Origin of the sequence: Mycobacterium sp. pR1184 (assembly GCF_041287235.1) — a bacterium.
Classification (GTDB): domain Bacteria; phylum Actinomycetota; class Actinomycetes; order Mycobacteriales; family Mycobacteriaceae; genus Mycobacterium.
In genome coordinates, this window is record NZ_JBGGKR010000002.1 from 127,675 (window position 1) to 147,400 (window position 19,726).

The following is a 19,726-nucleotide window of genomic DNA, read 5'->3' on the forward strand; positions in this document are numbered from 1 at the left end:
TGGGGTCTAGTCTCTGACCGGACTAACCACCCGTTTGCTGTGCTGAGGGCTAAGGGGCTTATCTGTGCTGATCGTCACCACCAACGACCTTCCGGGCTGGGAGATTCGACGCGTCTGCGGCGAAGTGTTCGGGCTGACCGTTCGATCGCGAAATGCGTTCTCCCAGATGGGCGCGGGCTTCAAGGCCATGTTCGGCGGGGAGCTGCAAGGGATGACCAAGAATCTGGCCGAAAGCCGCAACGAGGCGATGGGCCGGCTGATTTCCGAGGCGCGTAACCGCGGCGGCAACGCCATCATCGCGATGCGCTTCGACACCACCGAAATCGGCGACGTCTGGACCGAGATCTGCGCCTACGGCACGGCTGTCGAGGCGGTGCCGGTCACCGACGGGGCCAAGTACACGGCCAGCCAGCTCGGTTACGGTGGCGGCCCCGCGCAGCAGTGATTGTTTGTTCCATCGTGCGGTCCGTTTAGACTGACGGCTGTTAACTGTTTTTCCGACGGGCTATGGAATCTGGTGAAATTCCAGAACGGTCGCGCCACTGTAGAAAGTCAGACCCGGAACCCGTCACCAACGTGGGACGCGTCATTCCCAGAAGGAGTCAACAGTGTCCAGTTCCGAGACGACCGGCACCCGTTCGATTGATTTGTCGGCGGCACATGCCGCGCTCTGGTTGGCGGCAACCGCCTTCCTGGCGTTATTGGCTCTTTACTTCGTCGGTGTCGATCAGGGCGCGGTGTCGTTGTTCGGCAGCGACACGCATGTGCACGAATTCGTGCACGATGCGCGCCATCTCCTCGGCTTCCCCTGCCACTGACCCGGCGTGGAGAAGCGTCTGATCGGACGCGGGCTGCTGGCGGGCGCAATCGGCGCCGTACTGGCATTCATCTTTGCCCGTGTGTGTGCCGAACCCGTCATCGCCCGCGCGATCGAATTCGAGGACGGTCGAACCGACGCCGAGAACGCCCACGGCGTGCACGAGCATGGCGCCGAGCTGTTCACCCGTGGCGTGCAGGCCAACCCCGGACTCGGTTTCGGGGTGCTTATCTTCGGTCTTGCGATGGGCGCATTGTTCGCGGTGCTGTTCTGCGTCGGGTATGCCCGCGCAACAGTTCGTGCGGAAAGCCCTGCGCCACGCCAGCTTTCGCTGTTACTGTCGGCCGGCGCGTTCGTGGCGGTGTACCTGGTCCCGTTCGTGAAATATCCGCCGAACCCGCCGGCCGTCGGCCAGTCCGACACGATCGGGGTCCGCACCGGTTGGTACCTGGCGATGGTGGTGGTGTCGGTGGTGCTGGCGATCGCGGCGGTATGGCTGGCCGGGCGGTTGACCGACCGGTTCGGTGACTGGAACGGACGGCTGCTCGCCGCCGGGGCTTATCTGGTGGCCGTCGCGGTGGTGATGGTGCTGCTGCCCACGGTCGACGAGACGCCCGAACCATTGCGCGACGCGTCGGGCGCGATCATGTATCCCGGCTTTCCCGCCGATGTCCTCTACGAATTCAGGTTGTTGTCGCTGGGCACGCAGCTGTTGCTCTGGGTGACCATCGGCCTGGTCTTCGCGACGCTGGCAGGGCGGTTGCTTCCAGAGCGTGCCGAAAGCGGACGGGTATCGAGCAGCGCGGTGTGACGCGGGTCGTGCGGCTGGAGATGGTGTCGCACGCTATGACCGATGCGATGGCGGCCGCACGATTTCCGGCCGACGAGCCGCTCAGCGACGCCGGCCGTCGACGGGCCGAAGTCGCTGCGGGCCTTGACATTCGCGGCGCACGGCACATTGCCGGTCCCGAACTGCGGACCCGGCAAACCGCGGAGCTGCTGGGCCTGGAGGCCATGGTCGAGCCGCGGCTGGCCGACCTCGATTGCGGGCTCTGGCGCGGCCAGGCCCTCGGGGCCGTCTCGGAGGCAGAGCTCGAGGCGTGGCGCAATGACCCGGCTCAGGCGCCACACGGCGGTGAGTCAATCGTCGAGCTCACCGAGCGGGTCGCCGGCTGGCTGGCGTCGTTGACCCAAGGCCCGTCGCGCACTGTTGCCGTCACCCATCCGGGGGTGATCCGCGCGGCGATCCTGACGGCTCTCGACATAGCACCGAAGTCGTTCTGGCGCATCGACATTGCCCCGCTTAGCCGTACAACCATGCATTATCGAAACGGCCGGTGGACGCTGCGGCTGCAGTGACTACTGCGGCGCGACCAGCGCGAAAGTCTTCTTGGCCACTCCCAGCATCCAGCCGGTCACCTTCGGGCCGTGGTCGCGGGGCCAGTTCAGCTGGAAACTGACCACCCACGGTTGCTGCGTCTTGTCGACGGCGTACCAGCTGAAGGTCAGATCACCCGGCAGCCCACCGGCTTTCGCGCCGATGTACGGCCACACGCTTCGGTCCAGCTGGATACCGGAGACCGCCGACAGGATCTGCTTGACGGGTGCGGCCTCGCCGACGGCGTCGGCCTGCAGCGCGGCGTGCACTCGGCAGATGTCCTCGGCGCTGCCGTACCACTCCGCCCCGGAGGCCGAGGCCGGGGTGTGGGCGCGAGCCGGATCAGGTTGGTAGGGAGCGGAATTCGCCTGTGCCAGCAGCTGGGCGCGGACCTGCGGCGTCGCATTCTGCCACTGGCTGCGCAGATCCGGTTCGCCCCAGCCGATGGAGAACAGCTCATACATCGTGGGGAACGGGGTCATGCTGGCCGGATCGTGATGGCCGGCCGTGGCGAGTGCGGATTCGATGGCGTGCTTGCCCAATCGTTCGATCAGCAAGTCGGTGGCCATGTTGTCGCTGTTGGCGATCATCTTCTCGGCCGCGGTGCGCACCGAAACATGGTCGCCGGGAGCAAGTCCCAGGCCCGAAGAGCCCACCGCCTTGCTCTTGTCGGTAACGGTCAGCTGATCGTCCCAGGACACCGTGTGGTTGCGCACCGCGCCGGCCAGGGCGTGCAGCACGTATAACTTGAAAATCGATGCCAGCGGCAGAGATTCGACGGTATTGGTTCCCATCACGGGATCGCAGTGGCCGTCGTCGACCTTGGCGACCTGATAGGAGTACCGCGCACCGGTCTTGCTCAGCGTCGCGTCGATGTCATGCCACGAGGTGATCGTGGGCGACAACGTGTCGAGCTCGAATCGATCAACTCGGCCGATGTCGTCGGTGTGGATCCGGATGTCTTGCCGCGCTCCGTAAGACGAGGTGAGGTGCAGCGTGGCGACGCTGGCACTGATGTCTACCCCGTCCAGCGTGAAGGGGCGATCCCACCAGAGTTCTTCCATGGTCTTTTCGACCGAGTCCACCTGGTCGGGCGCGGCCAGCGTGCGTACTCCAACCGGGCCGATCGGCCAGTCGGAGTTGAGCATGTCGACGGTCTGCTGGGCCCGTAGTCCTGGGGGTGTCCGGGTGTCGATCGCCCGGCCCGGATTGGCCGCGTTCGCCTGCGGCGACGGCGAAGGCGAGCAACCCGGAGCCAAAGTCGCAACAAGTGCCGCGGCGGCCGTCACGGCCAGCACGCGCTGTCGCGCGGGACCCAGGTTATGCGGCCTATTCAGACTGCTTGCTCCCCGTAACGTCCATGACAACCTCGAATTCCAGCAGCGACGCACCGGTCGCCACCGGGTTGGCACGCTGACCAGCATGGGCTTCGACGGCGGGCCCACTCGCCCAGGCCTGGAATGCTTCATCGGACTCCCAGTGTGTCACGACGAAGTAGCGGTTCTCGCCCTTTACCGGGCGCAGTAGCTGAAAGCCGAGGAAGCCGGGCTGGTTGTCCACCGCGTGGGCGCGGTGGGCGAAGCGCTTTTCCAGCTCAGGGCCAGCGTCGGCGGGTACTTCAATTGCGTTGATCTTCACCACTGGCGGCATGTTCGCTAGGCTACCCCGCCCCCTGCCCTGTCCTGCTCCTGGGCGGGCCACGCAAGATGGTGCTATGCCCACCGATCTGTTGACCTGCCAGGGCGGGCAAGGCGAGCCGTTGATACTGGTGCACGGCCTGATGGGCCGCGGCACCACCTGGTCGCGCCAGCTGCCGTGGCTGACCCGGCTGGGCACCGTGTACACCTACGATGCGCCGTGGCATCGCGGTCGCGATGTGGCCGACCCGCACCCGATCAACACCGAACGTTTCGTGGCCGACCTCGCCGAAGCGATAACCCCGTTGGCGACGCCGGTGCGGCTGGTGGGACATTCGATGGGGGCGCTGCACTCCTGGTGTCTGGCCGCGCAGCGCCCCGAACTGGTTTCGGCGCTGGTGCTCGAGGACATGGCGCCCGACTTTCGCGGCCGCACCACGGGTCCCTGGGAGCCGTGGCTGCATGCGCTTCCGGTCGAATTCGACACCGCCGAACAGGTTTACAACGAATTCGGTCCGGTTGCCGGCCGTTATTTTCTGGAGGCCTTCGACCGCACCGGCACCGGTTGGCGGCTGCACGGTCACACCTCGCGATGGATCGAGATCGCTGCCGAATGGGGCACCCGGGACTACTGGGAGCACTGGCTGGCGGTCCGGGTTCCGGCGCTGCTACTCGAGGCCGGCAACTCCGTCACCCCGCCCGGCCAGATGCGCGAAATGTACGAAAAGCATTCGACAGCAACATATTTAGCGGTTCCTGAAGCGGGTCATCTGATTCACGACGAAGCGCCCGATGTCTACCGGCAAGCGGTCGAGTCATTCCTCGCCGGCTAATCCGAACCGGCCGTCGCGCGTCTGTGTCACGAGGCCGTCGGCAAGCAGTGAATACAACGCCCGGTCGCGTTGGGCGGTATCGGTGAGCCACGCCACATCCAGCTCGGCCCGGGTCACCGGAGAGTCGTTGGCGCGCAAGACATCCAGCAACCGACCGCGGACTTGGCGATCCGTTCCGGCATACGTCTGAATGCGGCGGGCCGGCGCCGCTGCCGGAGGAAATCCGGCCTGCCGCCACGCGCAGTGCTCGAGCGGGCACAACCCGCAGCGCGGCGTGCGCGCAATGCATACTGTGGCGCCCAGTTCCATCAGTGCTACCGAAAACTGCGGGGCCGTAGCGTCTTCCGGTAACAGCGCCGAGACGTCGGCAAGGTCGCGGGTGGCCGAGGCCGGACCGGCATCGGCCAGGCCGTGCACGGCTCGGGCGACCACCCGTCGCACATTGGTGTCCACCACCGGCACCCGCTTGCGGTAGGCGAAGCACGCCACGGCTCGCGCCGTGTAGGTGCCGATACCTGGTAGTTCCAACAGGGTTTCGACGTCATCGGGAACGACGTCGCCGTGATCGCGCGCGATGACGATGGCGCATTCGTGCAGCCGCTTGGCCCGCCGCGGATAACCCAGCGTGCCCCAGGCCCGCAGCACATCGGCCGCGCTGGCCGCCGCCGTCGCCGACGGGGTGGGCCAGCGGCGCACCCATTCCGTCCAGATCGGCAGCACCCGAGCCACCGGCGTCTGCTGCAGCATGAACTCGCTGACCAGGATCTGCCAGGCGTCCACACCCGGTTCCCGCCAGGGCAGATCACGGCGCGAGCGCTCGTACCACCCCAGAAGTTCATTCGTCGGGATTTGCCCCTGGCTAGTCATCGGCGCCCGCGGCACGCCAGAATGTGTCCCATGCCCAACTCGAATCCGGTATCCGCATGGAAAGCACTCAAAGAGGGTAACGAGCGATTCGTTGCCGGTCAGCCCGCGCACCCCAGCCAGAGCGTCGAGCATCGCGCCAGCCTGGCCGCGGGGCAAAAACCCACCGCGGTGGTATTCGGTTGTTCCGACAGTCGGGTGGCCGCCGAGCTCATCTTCGACCAGGGCCTAGGCGACATGTTCGTGGTGCGCACCGCCGGACAGGCCGTCGACTCGGCGGTGCTCGGGTCCATCGAGTTCGCGGTGTCGGTGCTCGACGTCCCGCTGATCGTCGTGCTCGGCCACGACAGCTGCGGCGCCGTCAAGGCCGCGATCGGCGCGGTCGACGACGGTGCGATCCCGGCCGGCTTCGTGCGCGACGTGGTTGAGCGCGTCGCTCCGTCGATCCTGATCGGTCGCCGCGACGGACTCAGCCGCGTCGACGAGTTCGAGGCGCGGCACGTCAGCGAGACGTTGGCTCAGCTCACTTCGCGTTCCGCGGCCATCGCGGAGCGGGTGTCGGCGGGCACCCTGGCGCTGGCCGGGGTCACTTACCACCTCGCCGACGGGCGTGCGGCGTTGGTCGACCACATCGGCGACATCGGCGAATAACGGGCCACTCACGCCCTCATCACAAGGCCGCGAACAGGGGCCTAACACGATCCAACGCCAGCTAACATCGCGACACGCCGGGCCGGGTCGGACAAATCGGTGTGACCTGGACTTATGGTGTGACCGTGCTGGATCTGGAACCGCGTGGCCCGCTACCCACGGAGATCTATTGGCGGCGCAGGGGGCTGGCCCTGGGGATCGCGGTCGTCGTGATCGGCATCGCTGTCGCCATTGCCATCGCCTTCATGGGCAATAGCGCGGGCACCAAGCCCGCCAGCGTCAACAAGGCCGGGCCGGGCCAAAGCACACCGGCAGCACCGCCGCCGCAAGCTCCGCCCCCGCCGGGGCAGGAGGGCGTCACCCCGGTCCCGCCCGCGCAGGGGCAAAATCCTGAGGCACCGACGCCGACCGCCGCCGTTCAGCCGCCACCGGTGCTCAAGGAGGGTGACGACTGCCCGGACTCGACGCTTGCCGTCAAGGGGCTGACGAACGCCCCCCAGTACTTCATCGGTGACCAGCCCAAATTCACGATGGTCGTCACCAACATCGGCCTGGTGGCCTGCAAGCGCGACGTCGGCGCCGCTGTCCTGGCCGCCTACGTCTACTCGCTGGACAACAAGCGGCTGTGGTCCAACCTGGACTGCGCGCCGTCCAACGAGACCCTGGTCAAGACCTTCACGCCGGGCGAGCAGGTGACGACGGCGGTGACGTGGACGGGGATGGGATCCTCGCCGCACTGCCCGTTGCCGCGGCCGGCGATCGGCCCGGGCACATACAACCTCGTCGTGCAGCTGGGCAACCTGCGCTCGATCGCGGTGCCGTTCATTCTGAACCAGCCACCGCCCCCGCCGGGGCCGGTGCCGGGTCAGCCGGCGGTACCGCAGCCCGAGGCGCCGCCCGGAGCGGCTCCCGGTCCTTCGCCGGCCGGCTAGTCAGTTGAGCGGGTCGGCGATCGTCGACTCCGCCAACTGCGACAGCCCTTCCCGCACATGGCGCGCCCACATCGAGCCGATGCCGTCGACAGACTGCAGATCGTTGGCGCTGGCGGCCAGCAGACCCTGCAGCGTCCCGAAGTTGCGGACCAACAGGTCGACGTGGGCGAACTGCAGCCGGGGGATACCGGCCATCGCGCGGTAGCCACGTGGGCTCAGCGCCGAATCCTGCGCTTCCGTCGTCGTCGGATAACCGAAAACCTTTGCCAGCGAGGTGATTTCGAGCAGCTCGGTGTCCGACAACGCGTCCAGCTCGTCCAGCGTCGCGATCATCTGCGCATCGGACAGCGGCTCGGGGCTGGCGTGGTAGTCGCGCACGATCAACTCCCGATCGGTGTCGTTGCCGCCCAGCAGCTCCTCGAGCTGTAGCCGCAGCTGCCGTCCGTCGGTGCCCAGTTCGACGACGTCGTAGTCGATCACCAGCCCGATACGGCGGACCAGCTCGAGTCGCTGCACCACCGTCATCACGTCGCGCAGCGTGACGAAGTCTTCGATCTCGGCTCGCGAGAGCAACCGGCTGACCTCGTCGAGGCGGGTTTTGTAGCGCTCCAGGGTTGCGATGGCCTGGTTAGCCCGCGACAGGATGGTGGCGGAATCGGCCAGCACGTGACGCTCCCCGCCGACATACACGGTGACGATGTTCATCGAATGGCTGACCGAGATCACCGGGTGGCCGGTCTGGATCGCGGCGCGTTCCGCCGAGCGGTGCCGGGTGCCCGACTCGTCGGTGGGTATCGACGGATCGGGAACCAGCTGCACGTTGGCCCGCACGATGCGGCTGCCGTCGGTGGACAGCACGACGGCGCCGTCCATTTTCGCCAGTTCGCGCAGCCGCGTCGGGGCGTATCGGACATCCAGGGCGAAGCCGCCGTCGCAGATGGCCTCGACGTTCTCGTCGTTGCCGAGCACGATCAGCGCACCGGTACGACCGCGCAGAATGCGCTCCAGGCCATCCCGGAGCCCGGTGCCCGGTGCCAGGCGGGCGACTGTTTCACGCAGCGTCGGACGCGTCACAGCCTGTCATTCTGCTACGCCAGGGCTTATGGCGTAGCAATGTATAGCCGTTTGGGTCCCGCGGGCTCGGGGGCGCGGTTGTGGGCGACGTCGATCATGTGCTGCAGTGCCGCCCCGATGTTGGGTGCGGTCAGCGCTCGCATGCTCCGCGGAACGGCGTCACATCCCGGCGGAATCAGCGCGATGCTGAACCCCTGCCGGGCGGCTTCGGCCAGGCGCCGGTCCATGCCGCTGACCCGGCGCAGATCGCCGGCGAGGCCGACCTCCCCGATCATCACCGCGGTGGTGGGCAGCGGCAGGTCGGCCAGGGCTGAAGCCAGCGCGATCGCGACGGCGAGGTCAGAGGACGGATCGGTCAGCCGCATGCCGCCCACCGTGGACAGGTAGATGTCGTTGGCGGCCAGCGGCAGCTTGGCGTGCTTTTCCAGCACGGCGGTGATCATCGCGGCACGGGAGTGGTCGATCCCGCTGACCGCACGGCGCGGTGAGCCGGCGTTCGGCGTGGCCAGCAGCGCCTGGACTTCGCCGATCAGCGGCCGTTTGCCGTCCAGGGCGACCGTGATCGCGGTGCCCGGCACCGGGGCGGGCCGCTGGTCCAAGAACAGGTTGGACGGGTCGGCAACACCCTCGATTCCGTTGTCGTGCAACATGAAACACCCGACTTCGTCGGCGCCGCCAAATCGGTTCTTGATGCCGCGGACCATCCGCAGCGAGCCGTTGCGGTCGCCTTCGAAATGCAGGACGACGTCGACGAGGTGTTCCAGCGAGCGCGGGCCGGCGATCGCGCCGTCCTTGGTGACGTGGCCGACGAGGATCAGCGCCACGCCGTTGGACTTGGCCGCGGCCGTCAGCGCCGCCGTCACGGCGCGCACCTGCGTGACTCCGCCCGCGACGCCGTCGGACTCGGCGGTGGACATCGTCTGCACCGAGTCGACGATCACCAGCGCGGGCTTGACCGTCGCCATGTGCTCGAGCACCGTGTGCACGTCGGATTCGGCGGCCAGGTAGAGCTCGTCACTGCCACAATCGATGCGGTCCGCGCGCAGCCTGATCTGGCCCGCGGACTCCTCGCCGGAGATGTACAGCGCGCGCCGCCCCGACTGCGCCCACAGGTGGGCGACCTTGAGCAGCAACGTCGATTTACCGACGCCCGGATCGCCGGCCAGCAGCGTGACCGAGCCGGGCACGACGCCGCCGCCGAGTACGCGGTCGAGCTCGCCGATGCCCGTCGCACGGTGCTGGCTGATGTTGGGTTCGATCGAACTGATCGGAACGGCCTGCGACGTCGGCTTCAGCGAACGACGGCCGCCCACCGCGCTGAGCACGGTCACCTCATCGACGGTGCCCCAGGTGCCGCATTCCCCGCAGCGGCCAACCCATTTGGCGGTGACGTGTTGGCACTCCGAGCAACGGTATTGCGAGCGCGGGTTAGCCACGTCATGACGGTATCCGCCCGCACCGACAAGTCCCGCCGTGACACGGCCGTTCAGACCTCCGGCGCAGCCATCCCGGCCGAAATCGGCACCTGCACACTGGCTTGGCCGGCCTTCTCGAAGGTGAAGGTGAAGTTATAGGCCAGGCCGTTGGTGATCGGCTTGGCCAAGTTGACCGAGGCCTTGGCCGCGCTGTTGGGGTTGAGCGGGCCCGGCGCCACCCGCTGGCCCTCCGGCGTGCCGATGAACAGCATGCCGCTGGCGGGCAGGCGAGCGTCACCGGTCACGGTCACGGTGCCGATGTCGCTGGTGATGCCGAGCAGCCGGTCCTCGACGTCCGGCGACTGGTTCACCGCTACCAGCACCAGGTCCACGTTCCTACCCGGACGCAGGTAGTCGCCGGTCTGCGCGGCTTGGATGCGGATGTCGCGCAGCGCCACGTTGTTGAACGTGACCTTGTTGCCGTTGACGGCAGGCTCCTGGGTGGCCATCTGCGAGATCTGTCCGGCGCCACAGCCGGTGAGCACGGTGGCGACCAGGGCGGCCAGGCCGGCGAGGACGACCCGGGTGCGAAGGCCGACCGCGAGGCTGGTCTTGAAGCGGTTCACTCGATGCCTCCTGGGCTCGGTCTGGCTGTTCAGAGCAAGTCGCGGCACGATGACGCGTGCAACTATGCACAGTAGTAGGAACGACGTTTAAGCGGTAGCGCAGGTAGCAAGACCAGCACCGCAGCGCCGGTCGCTGGGCCACTGCCGGGGCACCGACCAGGCATTGCTAGTGTGTTCTATTGCACGTCTTCGTCCGTCTGTCAACCCCTATTCCGCGCGCGTTGTGCCCCTGACCTGCACCGTTGCTACGCGTGTGTTGGACCGCCGTGTTAGACTGAAGTAACGAAAGGGGCTCGAATCTGATGATCTTCAAGGTCGGCGACACCGTTGTATATCCACACCACGGTGCTGCGTTAGTCGAGGCGATCGAAACCCGCACCATCAAAGGGGAGCAAAAAGAGTATCTCGTCTTGAAAGTTGCGCAGGGTGACCTGACCGTTCGAGTTCCCGCCGACAACGCCGAGTACGTCGGCGTCCGCGACGTCGTCGGACAAGAAGGCCTGGACAAGGTCTTCCAGGTGTTGCGCGCTCCCCACACGGAAGAGCCCACCAACTGGTCACGGCGTTACAAGGCCAATCTCGAAAAGCTTGCTTCCGGCGACGTCAACAAGGTCGCCGAAGTTGTCCGCGACCTATGGCGTCGCGACCAGGAGCGCGGCCTGTCCGCGGGCGAAAAGCGCATGCTGGCCAAGGCCCGCCAGATTCTGGTCGGTGAGTTGGCGCTCGCGGAGAGCACCGACGACGCCAAAGCGGAGACCATTCTCGACGAGGTTTTGGCCGCAGCTTCCTGAAGGCCCTGAGCTCAGGTGGTCGGGGGCACAGTTGTTGCAGTGGTCCCGGCCGCGGGCTTGGGGGAGCGGCTGCGTGCCGGCATTCCGAAAGCATTTTGCGAACTCGACGGGCGCACGCTACTGGAATGGGCCGTTGCGGGTCTGCTGGATTCGGGGGTCGTTAGTCAGGTCGTGGCGGCGGTACCCGCCGATCGCGTCGACCAGGCCAAGCAAGTCCTAGGCAGCCAGGCCACCGTGGTGGCCGGCGGAGTCGGGCGCACCGAATCGGTCAATCTGGCGTTGTCCGCCCTACCCGGCGAACCGGATTTTGTGCTGGTACACGACGCTGCCCGGGCGTTGACGCCACCTGAGCTGATCGTGCGAGTGGTGGACATGCTGCGGGCCGGACACGGCGCTGTGGTGCCCGCAATGCCGCTGCATGACACCATCAAGGCCGTGGATGCCAACGGTGTGGTGCTGGGCACGCCGGAACGTGCCGGGCTGCGTGCGGTGCAGACGCCGCAGGGGTTCGCCACCGAACTGTTGTTGCGCGCCTACCAGCAAGCGGCGGGCGCGGTTTTCACCGACGACGCATCGATGGTCGAGTACGTCGGTGGCCAGGTTCAGGTGGTCGATGGCGACCCGCTGGCATTCAAAATCACCACACCGCTGGATCTGCTGCTGGCCCAAGCGATTGTGCGCGGGTGACCGAGTTGCCTCGGGTCGGCCTCGGTACCGACGTACACCCGATTGAGCGCGGACGGCCCTGCTGGTTGCTGGGTCTGCTGTTTCCCGACACCGACGGCTGCGCGGGCCATTCCGACGGCGACGTCGCGGCGCACGCGTTGTGCGATGCGCTGCTGTCGGCTGTCGGGTTGGGCGACATCGGCGGCGTGTTCGGGGTCGACGATCCGCGATGGAAGGGCGTCAGCGGCGCCGACATGCTGCGCCACGTCGTCGAACTGGTGTCGGAGGCCGGGTATCGGGTCGGAAATGCGGCCGTGCAAGTGATCGGCAATCGGCCGAAGATCGGCCCGCGCCGCGCCGAGGCGCAGCAACTGCTGTCGGATCTGGTGGGCGCGCCGGTATCGGTCTTGGCGACCACCACCGACGGGCTGGGCCTGACCGGGCGGGGTGAGGGTTTGGCCGCGATCGCGACGGCCCTCGTTGTCGCGCACGGATAGCCTTGCGAGCGGCGGTCGGCCGATCTGAAGTAGCAGGTAAGCTGGCACGTCGTGACCGATCGCCCCCCCATGCGGCTACACGACACCGCCGCCGGTGCTGTGCGTGATTTCGTTCCGCTGCGCGAGGGGCACGTCTCCATCTACCTCTGTGGCGCCACCGTTCAGGGCCAGCCGCACATCGGCCATGTCCGCAGCGGCGTGGCCTTCGACATCCTGCGGCGCTGGCTGATGGCGCGCGGCTATGACGTCGCGTTCATCCGCAACGTGACCGACATCGAAGACAAGATCCTCGCCAAGGCCGCCGCCGCATGCCGGCCGTGGTGGGAGTGGGCGGCGACCTACGAGCGCGCGTTCACCGCGGCCTACGACGCCCTGGACGTCTTGCCGCCGTCGGCGGAGCCGCGAGCCACCGGCCATATCACCCAGATGGTCGAGTTAATGGAACGCCTGATCGAAAATGGTCACGCGTATGCCGCCGCCGGTGACGTCTACTTCGATGTGCTCAGCTACCCCGAGTACGGTCAGCTGTCCGGCCACAAGATCGATGACGTCCACCAGGGCGAGGGGGCGGGGACCGGCAAGCGCGACCAGCGTGACTTCACCTTGTGGAAGGGCGAGAAGCCGGGCGAGCCCTCATGGCCGTCGCCGTGGGGGCGCGGGCGCCCGGGCTGGCACCTGGAATGCTCGGCGATGGCACGCACCTACCTGGGCCCTGAATTCGACATCCATTGTGGGGGAATGGATTTGGTGTTCCCCCATCATGAGAACGAAATCGCCCAGAGCCGTGCGGCCGGGGATGGGTTCGCCCGCTACTGGCTGCACAACGGCTGGGTGACGATGGGCGGCGAGAAGATGAGCAAGTCGCTGGGCAACGTGTTGTCCATTCCGGCGATGTTGCAGCGGGTGCGGCCGCCGGAACTGCGCTACTACCTGGGTAGCGCTCACTATCGCTCGATGCTCGAATTCTCCGATACCGCCCTGCAGGATGCGGTGAAAGCCTATGTGGGAGTTGAGGAATTCCTGCACCGGGTGCGGGTTAGGGTCGGCGGCGTGGTCCCCGGCGAGTGGACGCCGCGATTCGCCGACGCACTCGACGACGACCTCGCGGTGCCGATCGCGCTGGCCGAGATCCACCATGCCCGCGCCGAGGGCAATCGGGCGCTCGACGCCGGCGACCATGAAGGTGCTCTGCGGCACGCCGGCTCGATCCGGGCGATGATGGGCATCCTGGGCTGCGACCCGCTCGACGAACGCTGGGAAACACGCGACGAGACATCGGCCGCACTCGCGGCCGTCGACGTGCTGGTTCAGTCCGAGCTGGAAAGCCGCAAGCGAGCCCGCGAGGAGCGCAATTGGGCTCTGGCAGACGAGATCCGGGACCGACTCAAGAACGCCGGCATCGAGGTCACCGACACCGCCGACGGGCCGCACTGGGAGCTGCAAGCGGGTCCAGACAAGTGATGGACGAGTAGATGGCCGGCAACTCGCGGCGCCAGGGCGCAATACGTAAGTCCGGCAGCAAGAAGGCACCGACCGTGGGCTCGGGCGGCCAACGGCGTCGTGGCCTGGAGGGCCGGGGCCCCACGCCGCCCGCTCACATGCGCCCGAACCATCCTGCTGCCAAGCGCGCCGCCCAGCCGCAGCAACGCCGGACGGCCAAACGCACCGATGAGACCGAAACCGTACTCGGCCGCAACCCGGTGGTGGAATGCCTGCGCGCGGGGGTGCCCGCGACGGCGCTGTACATCGCACTCGGCACCGAAGCCGACGAGCGTGTCACCGAATCCGTAGCCCGGGCAGCCGATTTGGGCGTCGCGATTTTGGAAGTGCCCCGTACCGACCTGGACAAGATGACCGCCAACCATCTGCACCAGGGCATCGCGCTGCAGGTGCCGCCGTACAACTACGCCCACCCCGACGACCTGCTCACAGCCGCACTGCAGTCGCCGCCGGCGCTGCTGGTCGCACTGGACAACATCTCCGATCCCCGCAACCTCGGGGCAATCGTCCGCTCGGTTGCGGCCTTCGGCGGCCACGGAGTGGTTATCCCGCAACGCCGTTCGGCTTCGGTGACGGCGGTGGCCTGGCGCACCAGTGCCGGCGCCGCGGCCCGCCTGCCCGTCGCGCGCGCGACCAATCTCAACAGAACACTGACGAATTGGGCCGACCGCGGGCTGCGGGTGATCGGATTGGACGCCGGCGGTGACACCGTGGTGGACGACCTGGACGGCACCGACCCGATCGTGGTGGTCGTCGGGTCCGAAGGCAAGGGCCTCTCCCGGTTGGTGCGGCAGAACTGCGACCAGGTGGTGTCGATACCGATGGCCGGTCATGCCGAATCGTTGAATGCCTCGGTGGCCGCCGGGGTGGTGCTCGCCGAAATCGCGCGTCAGCGCAGGAGTTAACCGGGTTGGCCGGCCGGCTCACGCGCCTGGGCGTGGTGCTGACCGCGGTCGCATTGCTGGTGTCGCTGCCGGTGTCCGCAGCGCAAGCACCCGACTTCGACCTGCAGGCACATCGCGGTGGTCGGGGTGAGACCACCGAGGAATCGCTGCGAGCCTTCGCCAAAGCGCTCGAACTAGGCGTCAGCACACTCGAACTCGACATCGTCATCACCAAAGACCGGCAGCCCGTGGTGTGGCACGATCCGACGATCGACGCCGAAAAATGCGTGGACACCGGGCCGGCGGTTGCCGGCGATCCGCAGTACCCGTATGTCGGAAAGCTGGTGCACGAACTCACTCTGGCGCAGCTGCACACCTTGGACTGCGGTCGGCTGCTCGCCGAGTTTCCCCGGGCTGAAGTGGTGCGGGGCAATAAGATTGCGACCTTGCCGGAAGTCTTCGCGCTCGCCGACTCCTACCGGGCTCCGAATGGGCCAGGGGTGCGCTACAACATCGAAACCAAGGTGGAGGCCGACCGGCCGAGCCGATCGGCCGAGCCCCAGGAGTTCGTCGACGTAATTCTGGGCGTGGTCAGGTCGGCGGGCAAGGTCTCTTCGGTCGACATTCAGAGCTTCGACTGGCGGACCCTGCCGATGGTGCACCGGGCCGAACCGTCGATTCCGTTGGTGGCCTTGTACAACGACGAGACCTGGGCGCCGGATTCACCGTGGCTGGCCGGCATCGACGCCACAGTCGTCGGGGATGCGGTGATCGGGGCGCTGATGGTGGGGGCGAACATTGTCTCGCCCCGGTATCAGTTGGTCACCGGCAAGCCGTACGTCGATCACGCACATGCGTTGGGGCTCAGGGTCATTCCATGGACCGTCAACGACGCCACGGCGATGCGCGAGCAAATCGGCTATGGCGTCGACGGACTCATCACCGATTACCCGACGCTGCTGCGCGGTGTGATGGCCGAGCTGGGCATGCCATTGCCCACTGCCGCGTCGGCGATCTGACCGTTGCCGTGCTGCCGGCGGCGGCGGTTGGCCAGGGCGGCGCGCCACAGCATGCCCGGGCGCAGTAGCGCGGTAGCGGGGTCGACGAGCGCGGTCACTCTGACGAACCGATCGACGGCGTCGGTGTCGTATTCGGCGGCGGTGAGCACGCGATCGACGTATGCGTCGAGCAGTCGGGTGAGCAGCGACGGGGTGCCCTCGATTTCGGGGAGGCAGCGGTCGGGGCTGGCCGACAGCTCCCACGCCTGGCGGATCGGCACCGCCGCGGCCCGGAAGAATCGCGGCGCCAAATCCCTTGTGCCGCTGAGTAAGCAATCGCCCAGTGTCAGCGCCTCGAGTGCGGCTACCGTCATGCCCTGGCCGTAGATCGGGTTGAAGCTGCAGATCGCGTCGCCGATGACCAGCAGGCCCTGGGGGAATCGCCGCATCTTGTCGTAGCGGCGCCAGCGGCTGGACGGCGTACGGTGCCGCGCGGGTTCTCCGACCGGTTCGGCGGCTCGAATCGCGGCCAGCAGGTGCGGCGGTGCGAAGTCTTCGACAAACTCGCACATCGATATCAGGTCGGGGCGTGGACCATGGCTCGCCATGCCGAAGACGGTGAACATCCAGGTGTCGTTCTCCGTATGCAGGATGCCCAGTCCGCGCGGCCGGCCCGGCACGGGGCCGACGACGAAGCCGAGTTCGTGCAGCGCATCCGGCGCCATGCGCAGCAGCTGGCTCACGTAGGTCAGCTCCACCGTGACCTCGTCCTCGCGCGGGCCGTTGTAGCCCAGGGATTCCAGCCACGCCGGGGTGCGGGCGCCCCGCCCAGTTGCGTCGACCACTAAATCGGCGCTGAGCGTGAGGTCTTCGCGGGTGCGACGGTCGACCACCCGTGCCCCGTTGACGCGATGGTGGTCCGCCGTTGCGGTCACGCCCGCGATGTCGTGCCCATCGAGCAGCATGACGTTGGGAATGGCGCGCAGCCGCGCGCGGAGGTGATCCTCGAGGAACGGCCGGGTGGCGAGGTGGGCGGTGAACGAGGGAGCGCTGCCGTTGCGCACCATCAGGTGACCGCCCACGTTGTAGTAGAGCTGCGACAGATCCCGGCCGTCGGCGTAGTGCGCACCGTCGACGACCAGCTCGTCGAGGATGCCGGGGAAGAATTCTTCGAGTACCTGCGCGCCGCGAGGCAGCAGGCCGTGCAGGTGCTTGCCCTGCGGCACACCCCGGCGGGGTACGCCGATGTCGGGCAGCGGGTCGCGCTCCACCACCGTCACCAGGTCATAGAACTCACTGAGCGACCGCGCGGCCGACAGACCGGCCATGCTCGCCCCCAGTACCACCGCGTGAATACCGATCTTCGCCATAGCCCACCGCCTGTGCTGAGCGCTTATCTGACGAAAGCCATGTTGCTGGCGGCTGACCGGCGGCGGCAGCGTAGTCGACTACGCGACTGGTACGTGTCCGCTACACATCGGGTCACCGAAACGTCGGCAAAGCCGCCCATTCGATGCTCCCGCAAAGTTATAGTCGCCGAGTGATCGGCGCTGAGCCGCTGACCGGGCGCGACAGTGAATTAGGGATCATTCGCCGTGCCCTCAGCGCGGCAGGCAATCACTCGGGCGTGGTAGTCGCCGGAGCCGCCGGCGTGGGCAAGACTTGGCTGGCCCACGAGGCGCTGCGGCGGGCCGCGGCGGCGGGGGAGCGGACGAAATGGATCGTCGGCACCGACTCGGCGCACGCGCTGCCGTTGGGAGCGTTCATCGGCTCGCTCGGTGAGGCGATGTCGAACCCGTTGACCGATGTACAGCGGGTCATCAATTCGTTTGTCGCACAACAGCGTCGAGGCAAGGTCGTAGTAGGGGTCGACGACGCGCACTTGCTCGACGGATTGTCTGCCCTCGTGGTTCATCAGCTGGCGCAGTCGGGCGGGGTGCGACTGGTGGTCACAATCCGCACCGGCAGCGACGAACCCGATGCGGTGACGGCGTTGTGGAAGGACGGGCTGCTGGAACGGCTTGATCTTGAACCGCTTTCGGCGGCGGCCACCCGCGAGGTCATCGAGAGCAGGCTGGACGGCCCCGTCGATGCGCGCAGCGCGGCCCGGTTCCAAAAGCTGACCGGCGGCAACGCCCTGTTCCTGCGGCAGCTGGTGGCCGATCAGGTGGCTGCCGGGCGGATGCGCAAAACCGCCGGGGTGTGGATGTGGGACGGCGATGTGGCGGTCTCGGCGAGCCTGTCCGACACGCTGGGCCGCCAGATGGGCCGGCTGAGCCCGGGTATGGCGATGGTCGTCGACACGTTGTCGCAATGCGAGCCGCTAGCCATCGGCGTGCTCTGCGATGTGGTGGACCGCGGCGACGTGGCTGCCGCCGAGCGGATGGGGCTGGTGAGCATCGAGCGCACGGCCAGCGGATTGACGGCGCGGCTGGCCCACCCGCTGTTCGGCGAACTGCGCCGCGCGAGCGCCGGCGAGCTGTATCTCTCGGAAATCCGGGGGCGGCTCGCGACGCGGTTGGCCGACGACGCCGACGCCGACATGCAGGCCACCGTGCGCCGCGCGCTGCTACGGCTCGAGTCGGATCTCGCCCCCGACCCCGGGCTGTACCTGGAATCGGCGCGGCACGCCATGACACTGCTTGATCTGGATCTGGCCGACCGGTTCGCCACTGCCGCCGCGAAAGCCGGCGCGCCCGGAGCGGCCGAGGTGCGGGCGATGAACTTGGTGCTACTTGGGCGCGGTGAGCCCGCCGAGGCGGCGTTGCGTGAGATGGCCTGCGACGGCCAGCCCGGCTGCCACCACTGGGCGACCGTGCGGGCGGCCAACCTGATCTGGTGGCTCGCCAGACCGCACGATGCGGCCCCGATTCTCGCCGGCCTCGCCGCCAACCCCGAGGCACCGGCGCAACGGGCCGAGCGGTTGGCGGTGCAGGCGTGCCTGGACGCGGTGTCGGCGCGCTGCGAAATCGCGGTCGTAAACGCCCGGGCCGCATTGGATTTCCCGGAGCTCCCGGGGTTTCACGCGATGATGGCCTCCCTTGCGTTGATCATGGCAATGGGGGCACTCGGTCAGGTCGACGGTCTCTCGGATATCGCGCAGCAGGCGCTGCGCCGTGCGACAACGTCTTTCCAGGCTTCCCATATGCGATATTGGTTCGGCGCCGTCTACGGCCGGGCCTGTCGGCTGGTCGGACGGATCGACGAATTCGTCAGCACAGCAAGGCAACTGGCCGATTCGGCCCGCGAGATTCCCGGCCTGGCCTATGCGAACCTCTCGTTCCTGTTGGGCAACGCAGCGCTGGCCCGCGGCGCCGTCGCGGAGTCGGCCCGGTTGGTGCATGAAGCGGTCGCGGGAGTGCAAATACACTCTGTCACCACGGGATTGAGGCCGGCCACCTATTTCGCACTTGCCGAAGCGCACGCCAAGCTCGGAGAAGCCGGCGAGGCCAATGATGCCGTCGCGGCCGCGCGCTCGTGCGTGCCGCCCGACTTTCTGTTCATGCACACCGCACTGGCGCTGGCCGGCGGCTGGGCGATGGCGGCAAGCGGCCACCTGACCGAGGCCGTGGCGAGCGCGCAGCAGGCGGCACGCCTGGCCCGCGACCGCGCCCAGCCCACCCATGAGCTCGCCTGCATCCAGGCCGCGGCTCAATGGGGCGACGCTTCACAGGCCGCGCGAGCGCGGGAGCTGGCCGATGAGTTGTCGCTGCCGCTGGCCGCCGCCGTCGCTGCACACGCCGCGGCCCTGCACGATGGGGACGGCGAAGGCCTGCTCGCGGCCTCGGCGGCCTACCGCGAGATCGGTGACCGGGCCACCGCCGCCGACGCGGCGGCGCAGGCGTCCGTCGCGTTCGACGAAGGCCAGCACCATCGGCGCGCAATGTATGCCGCCGCGCTGGCCAGGGAGTTAGCCGATGAATGCGGTGGGCTGCACACGCCGGCGTTGCGGACTCCGACGGGTATCAAACTGTCGGGTCGCCAACGCGATGTCGTCGAACTCGTGGTGGCCGGGCTGTCCAACCGGGACATCGCCGAGCAGCTGGTGATGTCCGTGCGCACGGTCGAGGGTCACGTGTACCGGGCCTGCCAGCGAGTGGGTGCCCAGTCGCGCGAGGAACTGGCGTCGATCATTCGATCGGGCCCCTGCGGCACACGCTGAG

At 67.6% G+C, this 19,726-nt stretch carries 21 protein-coding genes; 14 read left to right on the forward strand and 7 right to left on the reverse strand.

Annotated elements, in window-relative coordinates; translation table 11 throughout:
* Positions 1-64 precede the first annotated feature (64 nt).
* The 4 genes from ACAG21_RS03770 (at position 65) to ACAG21_RS03785 (ending at position 2,176) form a co-directional block, all read left to right on the forward strand.
* Complete coding sequence (locus tag ACAG21_RS03770) at positions 65-445, forward strand: YbjQ family protein (RefSeq protein WP_370494663.1); 381 nt, start codon at positions 65-67, stop codon at positions 443-445.
* A 163-nt stretch (positions 446-608) separates the two neighbouring features.
* Positions 609-818, forward strand: a complete 210-nt coding sequence (locus ACAG21_RS03775) for a CbtB-domain containing protein (protein ID WP_096290340.1) — start codon at positions 609-611, stop codon at positions 816-818.
* Between the two features lie 6 nt (positions 819-824).
* Positions 825-1,628: a CbtA family protein gene (locus ACAG21_RS03780; protein WP_370494664.1), complete on the forward strand. Its 804-nt coding sequence runs from the start codon at positions 825-827 to the stop codon at positions 1,626-1,628.
* Positions 1,625-2,176, forward strand: a complete 552-nt coding sequence (locus tag ACAG21_RS03785) for a histidine phosphatase family protein (protein WP_370494665.1) — start codon at positions 1,625-1,627, stop codon at positions 2,174-2,176. Before ACAG21_RS03780 ends, ACAG21_RS03785 begins: the two co-directional genes overlap by 4 nt.
* Here ACAG21_RS03785 and ACAG21_RS03790 read toward each other — a convergent pair whose 3' ends face one another.
* Together ACAG21_RS03790 and mhuD are read right to left on the reverse strand one after the other, a co-directional pair.
* The gene (locus ACAG21_RS03790; RefSeq protein ID WP_370494666.1) at positions 2,177-3,562 is read right to left on the reverse strand and encodes a serine hydrolase; all 1,386 of its coding nucleotides are present in this window, start codon (positions 3,560-3,562) and stop codon (positions 2,177-2,179) included. It abuts the gene before it with no gap.
* Entirely contained in the window at positions 3,525-3,845 is a 321-nt protein-coding gene (gene mhuD / locus ACAG21_RS03795; protein ID WP_370494667.1) for a mycobilin-forming heme oxygenase MhuD, read from the reverse strand. Before mhuD ends, ACAG21_RS03790 begins: the two co-directional genes overlap by 38 nt.
* A gap of 64 nt (positions 3,846-3,909) precedes the next feature.
* Between mhuD and ACAG21_RS03800 the strand changes: the two genes are divergently transcribed.
* On the forward strand, positions 3,910-4,665 hold the full coding sequence (locus ACAG21_RS03800; protein WP_370494668.1) for an alpha/beta fold hydrolase: 756 nt from the start codon (positions 3,910-3,912) through the stop codon (positions 4,663-4,665).
* Here the strand turns inward: ACAG21_RS03800 and ACAG21_RS03805 are convergent.
* Positions 4,648-5,532, reverse strand: coding sequence for an A/G-specific adenine glycosylase (locus ACAG21_RS03805; RefSeq protein ID WP_370494669.1), 885 nt, complete (start codon positions 5,530-5,532; stop codon positions 4,648-4,650). The genes ACAG21_RS03800 and ACAG21_RS03805 overlap by 18 nt on opposite strands.
* A 30-nt stretch (positions 5,533-5,562) precedes the next feature.
* Between ACAG21_RS03805 and ACAG21_RS03810 the strand changes: the two genes are divergently transcribed.
* On the forward strand, positions 5,563-6,180 hold the full coding sequence (locus ACAG21_RS03810; RefSeq protein WP_370494670.1) for a carbonic anhydrase: 618 nt from the start codon (positions 5,563-5,565) through the stop codon (positions 6,178-6,180).
* Positions 6,181-6,305: 125 nt separating this feature from the next.
* Entirely contained in the window at positions 6,306-7,112 is an 807-nt protein-coding gene (locus ACAG21_RS03815) for a hypothetical protein (RefSeq protein ID WP_370495028.1), read from the forward strand.
* On the opposite strand, the gene disA is transcribed toward ACAG21_RS03815, so the two are convergent.
* The 3 genes from disA to ACAG21_RS03830 are packed head-to-tail and all read right to left on the reverse strand — an operon-like array spanning position 7,113 to position 10,227.
* Positions 7,113-8,186, reverse strand: a complete 1,074-nt coding sequence (gene disA, locus ACAG21_RS03820; protein ID WP_096290334.1) for a DNA integrity scanning diadenylate cyclase DisA — start codon at positions 8,184-8,186, stop codon at positions 7,113-7,115.
* Positions 8,187-8,212: 26 nt separating this feature from the next.
* Positions 8,213-9,622, reverse strand: a complete 1,410-nt coding sequence (radA, locus tag ACAG21_RS03825) for a DNA repair protein RadA (RefSeq protein WP_370494671.1) — start codon at positions 9,620-9,622, stop codon at positions 8,213-8,215.
* 50 nt (positions 9,623-9,672) lie between these two features.
* Positions 9,673-10,227: a hypothetical protein gene (locus tag ACAG21_RS03830; RefSeq protein WP_370494672.1), complete on the reverse strand. Its 555-nt coding sequence runs from the start codon at positions 10,225-10,227 to the stop codon at positions 9,673-9,675.
* Between the two features lie 302 nt (positions 10,228-10,529).
* On the opposite strand from ACAG21_RS03830, the gene carD reads away from it, so the two are divergent.
* From carD to ACAG21_RS03860, 6 genes are read left to right on the forward strand one after another with little or no spacing between them, the layout of a single operon-like run.
* Positions 10,530-11,018 (forward strand): RNA polymerase-binding transcription factor CarD, encoded by a 489-nt coding sequence (gene carD / locus ACAG21_RS03835; protein WP_007166539.1) that lies wholly within the window; start codon positions 10,530-10,532, stop codon positions 11,016-11,018.
* A 15-nt stretch (positions 11,019-11,033) separates the two neighbouring features.
* On the forward strand, positions 11,034-11,705 hold the full coding sequence (gene ispD / locus ACAG21_RS03840) for a 2-C-methyl-D-erythritol 4-phosphate cytidylyltransferase (RefSeq protein WP_370494673.1): 672 nt from the start codon (positions 11,034-11,036) through the stop codon (positions 11,703-11,705).
* Positions 11,702-12,181: a 2-C-methyl-D-erythritol 2,4-cyclodiphosphate synthase gene (ispF, locus tag ACAG21_RS03845; protein WP_370494674.1), complete on the forward strand. Its 480-nt coding sequence runs from the start codon at positions 11,702-11,704 to the stop codon at positions 12,179-12,181. Before ispD ends, ispF begins: the two co-directional genes overlap by 4 nt.
* 51 nt (positions 12,182-12,232) lie before the next feature.
* Positions 12,233-13,642: a cysteine--tRNA ligase gene (cysS, locus tag ACAG21_RS03850; RefSeq protein ID WP_370494675.1), complete on the forward strand. Its 1,410-nt coding sequence runs from the start codon at positions 12,233-12,235 to the stop codon at positions 13,640-13,642.
* A gap of 11 nt (positions 13,643-13,653) precedes the next feature.
* A complete protein-coding gene (rlmB, locus tag ACAG21_RS03855; protein ID WP_370494676.1) occupies positions 13,654-14,586 on the forward strand; it encodes a 23S rRNA (guanosine(2251)-2'-O)-methyltransferase RlmB in 933 nt (310 codons plus the stop codon).
* A 5-nt stretch (positions 14,587-14,591) separates the two neighbouring features.
* Positions 14,592-15,584 (forward strand): glycerophosphodiester phosphodiesterase, encoded by a 993-nt coding sequence (locus ACAG21_RS03860; RefSeq protein ID WP_370494677.1) that lies wholly within the window; start codon positions 14,592-14,594, stop codon positions 15,582-15,584.
* Here the strand turns inward: ACAG21_RS03860 and ACAG21_RS03865 are convergent.
* Positions 15,512-16,933, reverse strand: coding sequence for an FAD-dependent oxidoreductase (locus ACAG21_RS03865; protein WP_370494678.1), 1,422 nt, complete (start codon positions 16,931-16,933; stop codon positions 15,512-15,514). The two genes, ACAG21_RS03860 and ACAG21_RS03865, sit on opposite strands and share 73 nt — an antisense overlap.
* A gap of 170 nt (positions 16,934-17,103) precedes the next feature.
* Between ACAG21_RS03865 and ACAG21_RS03870 the strand changes: the two genes are divergently transcribed.
* Positions 17,104-19,725: a LuxR C-terminal-related transcriptional regulator gene (locus ACAG21_RS03870; RefSeq protein ID WP_370494679.1), complete on the forward strand. Its 2,622-nt coding sequence runs from the start codon at positions 17,104-17,106 to the stop codon at positions 19,723-19,725.
* Position 19,726 lies beyond the last annotated feature (1 nt).

Coding starts and splice junctions, on each gene's coding strand:
- mhuD (WP_370494667.1), bottom strand. CDS start 3,845: ATGCCGCCAGTGGTGAAGATCAACGCAATTGAAGTACCCGCCGACGCT.
- ACAG21_RS03800 (WP_370494668.1), top strand. CDS start 3,910: ATGCCCACCGATCTGTTGACCTGCCAGGGCGGGCAAGGCGAGCCGTTG.
- ACAG21_RS03805 (WP_370494669.1), bottom strand. CDS start 5,532: ATGACTAGCCAGGGGCAAATCCCGACGAATGAACTTCTGGGGTGGTAC.
- ACAG21_RS03810 (WP_370494670.1), top strand. CDS start 5,563: ATGCCCAACTCGAATCCGGTATCCGCATGGAAAGCACTCAAAGAGGGT.
- carD (WP_007166539.1), top strand. CDS start 10,530: ATGATCTTCAAGGTCGGCGACACCGTTGTATATCCACACCACGGTGCT.
- rlmB (WP_370494676.1), top strand. CDS start 13,654: ATGGCCGGCAACTCGCGGCGCCAGGGCGCAATACGTAAGTCCGGCAGC.
- ACAG21_RS03865 (WP_370494678.1), bottom strand. CDS start 16,933: ATGGCGAAGATCGGTATTCACGCGGTGGTACTGGGGGCGAGCATGGCC.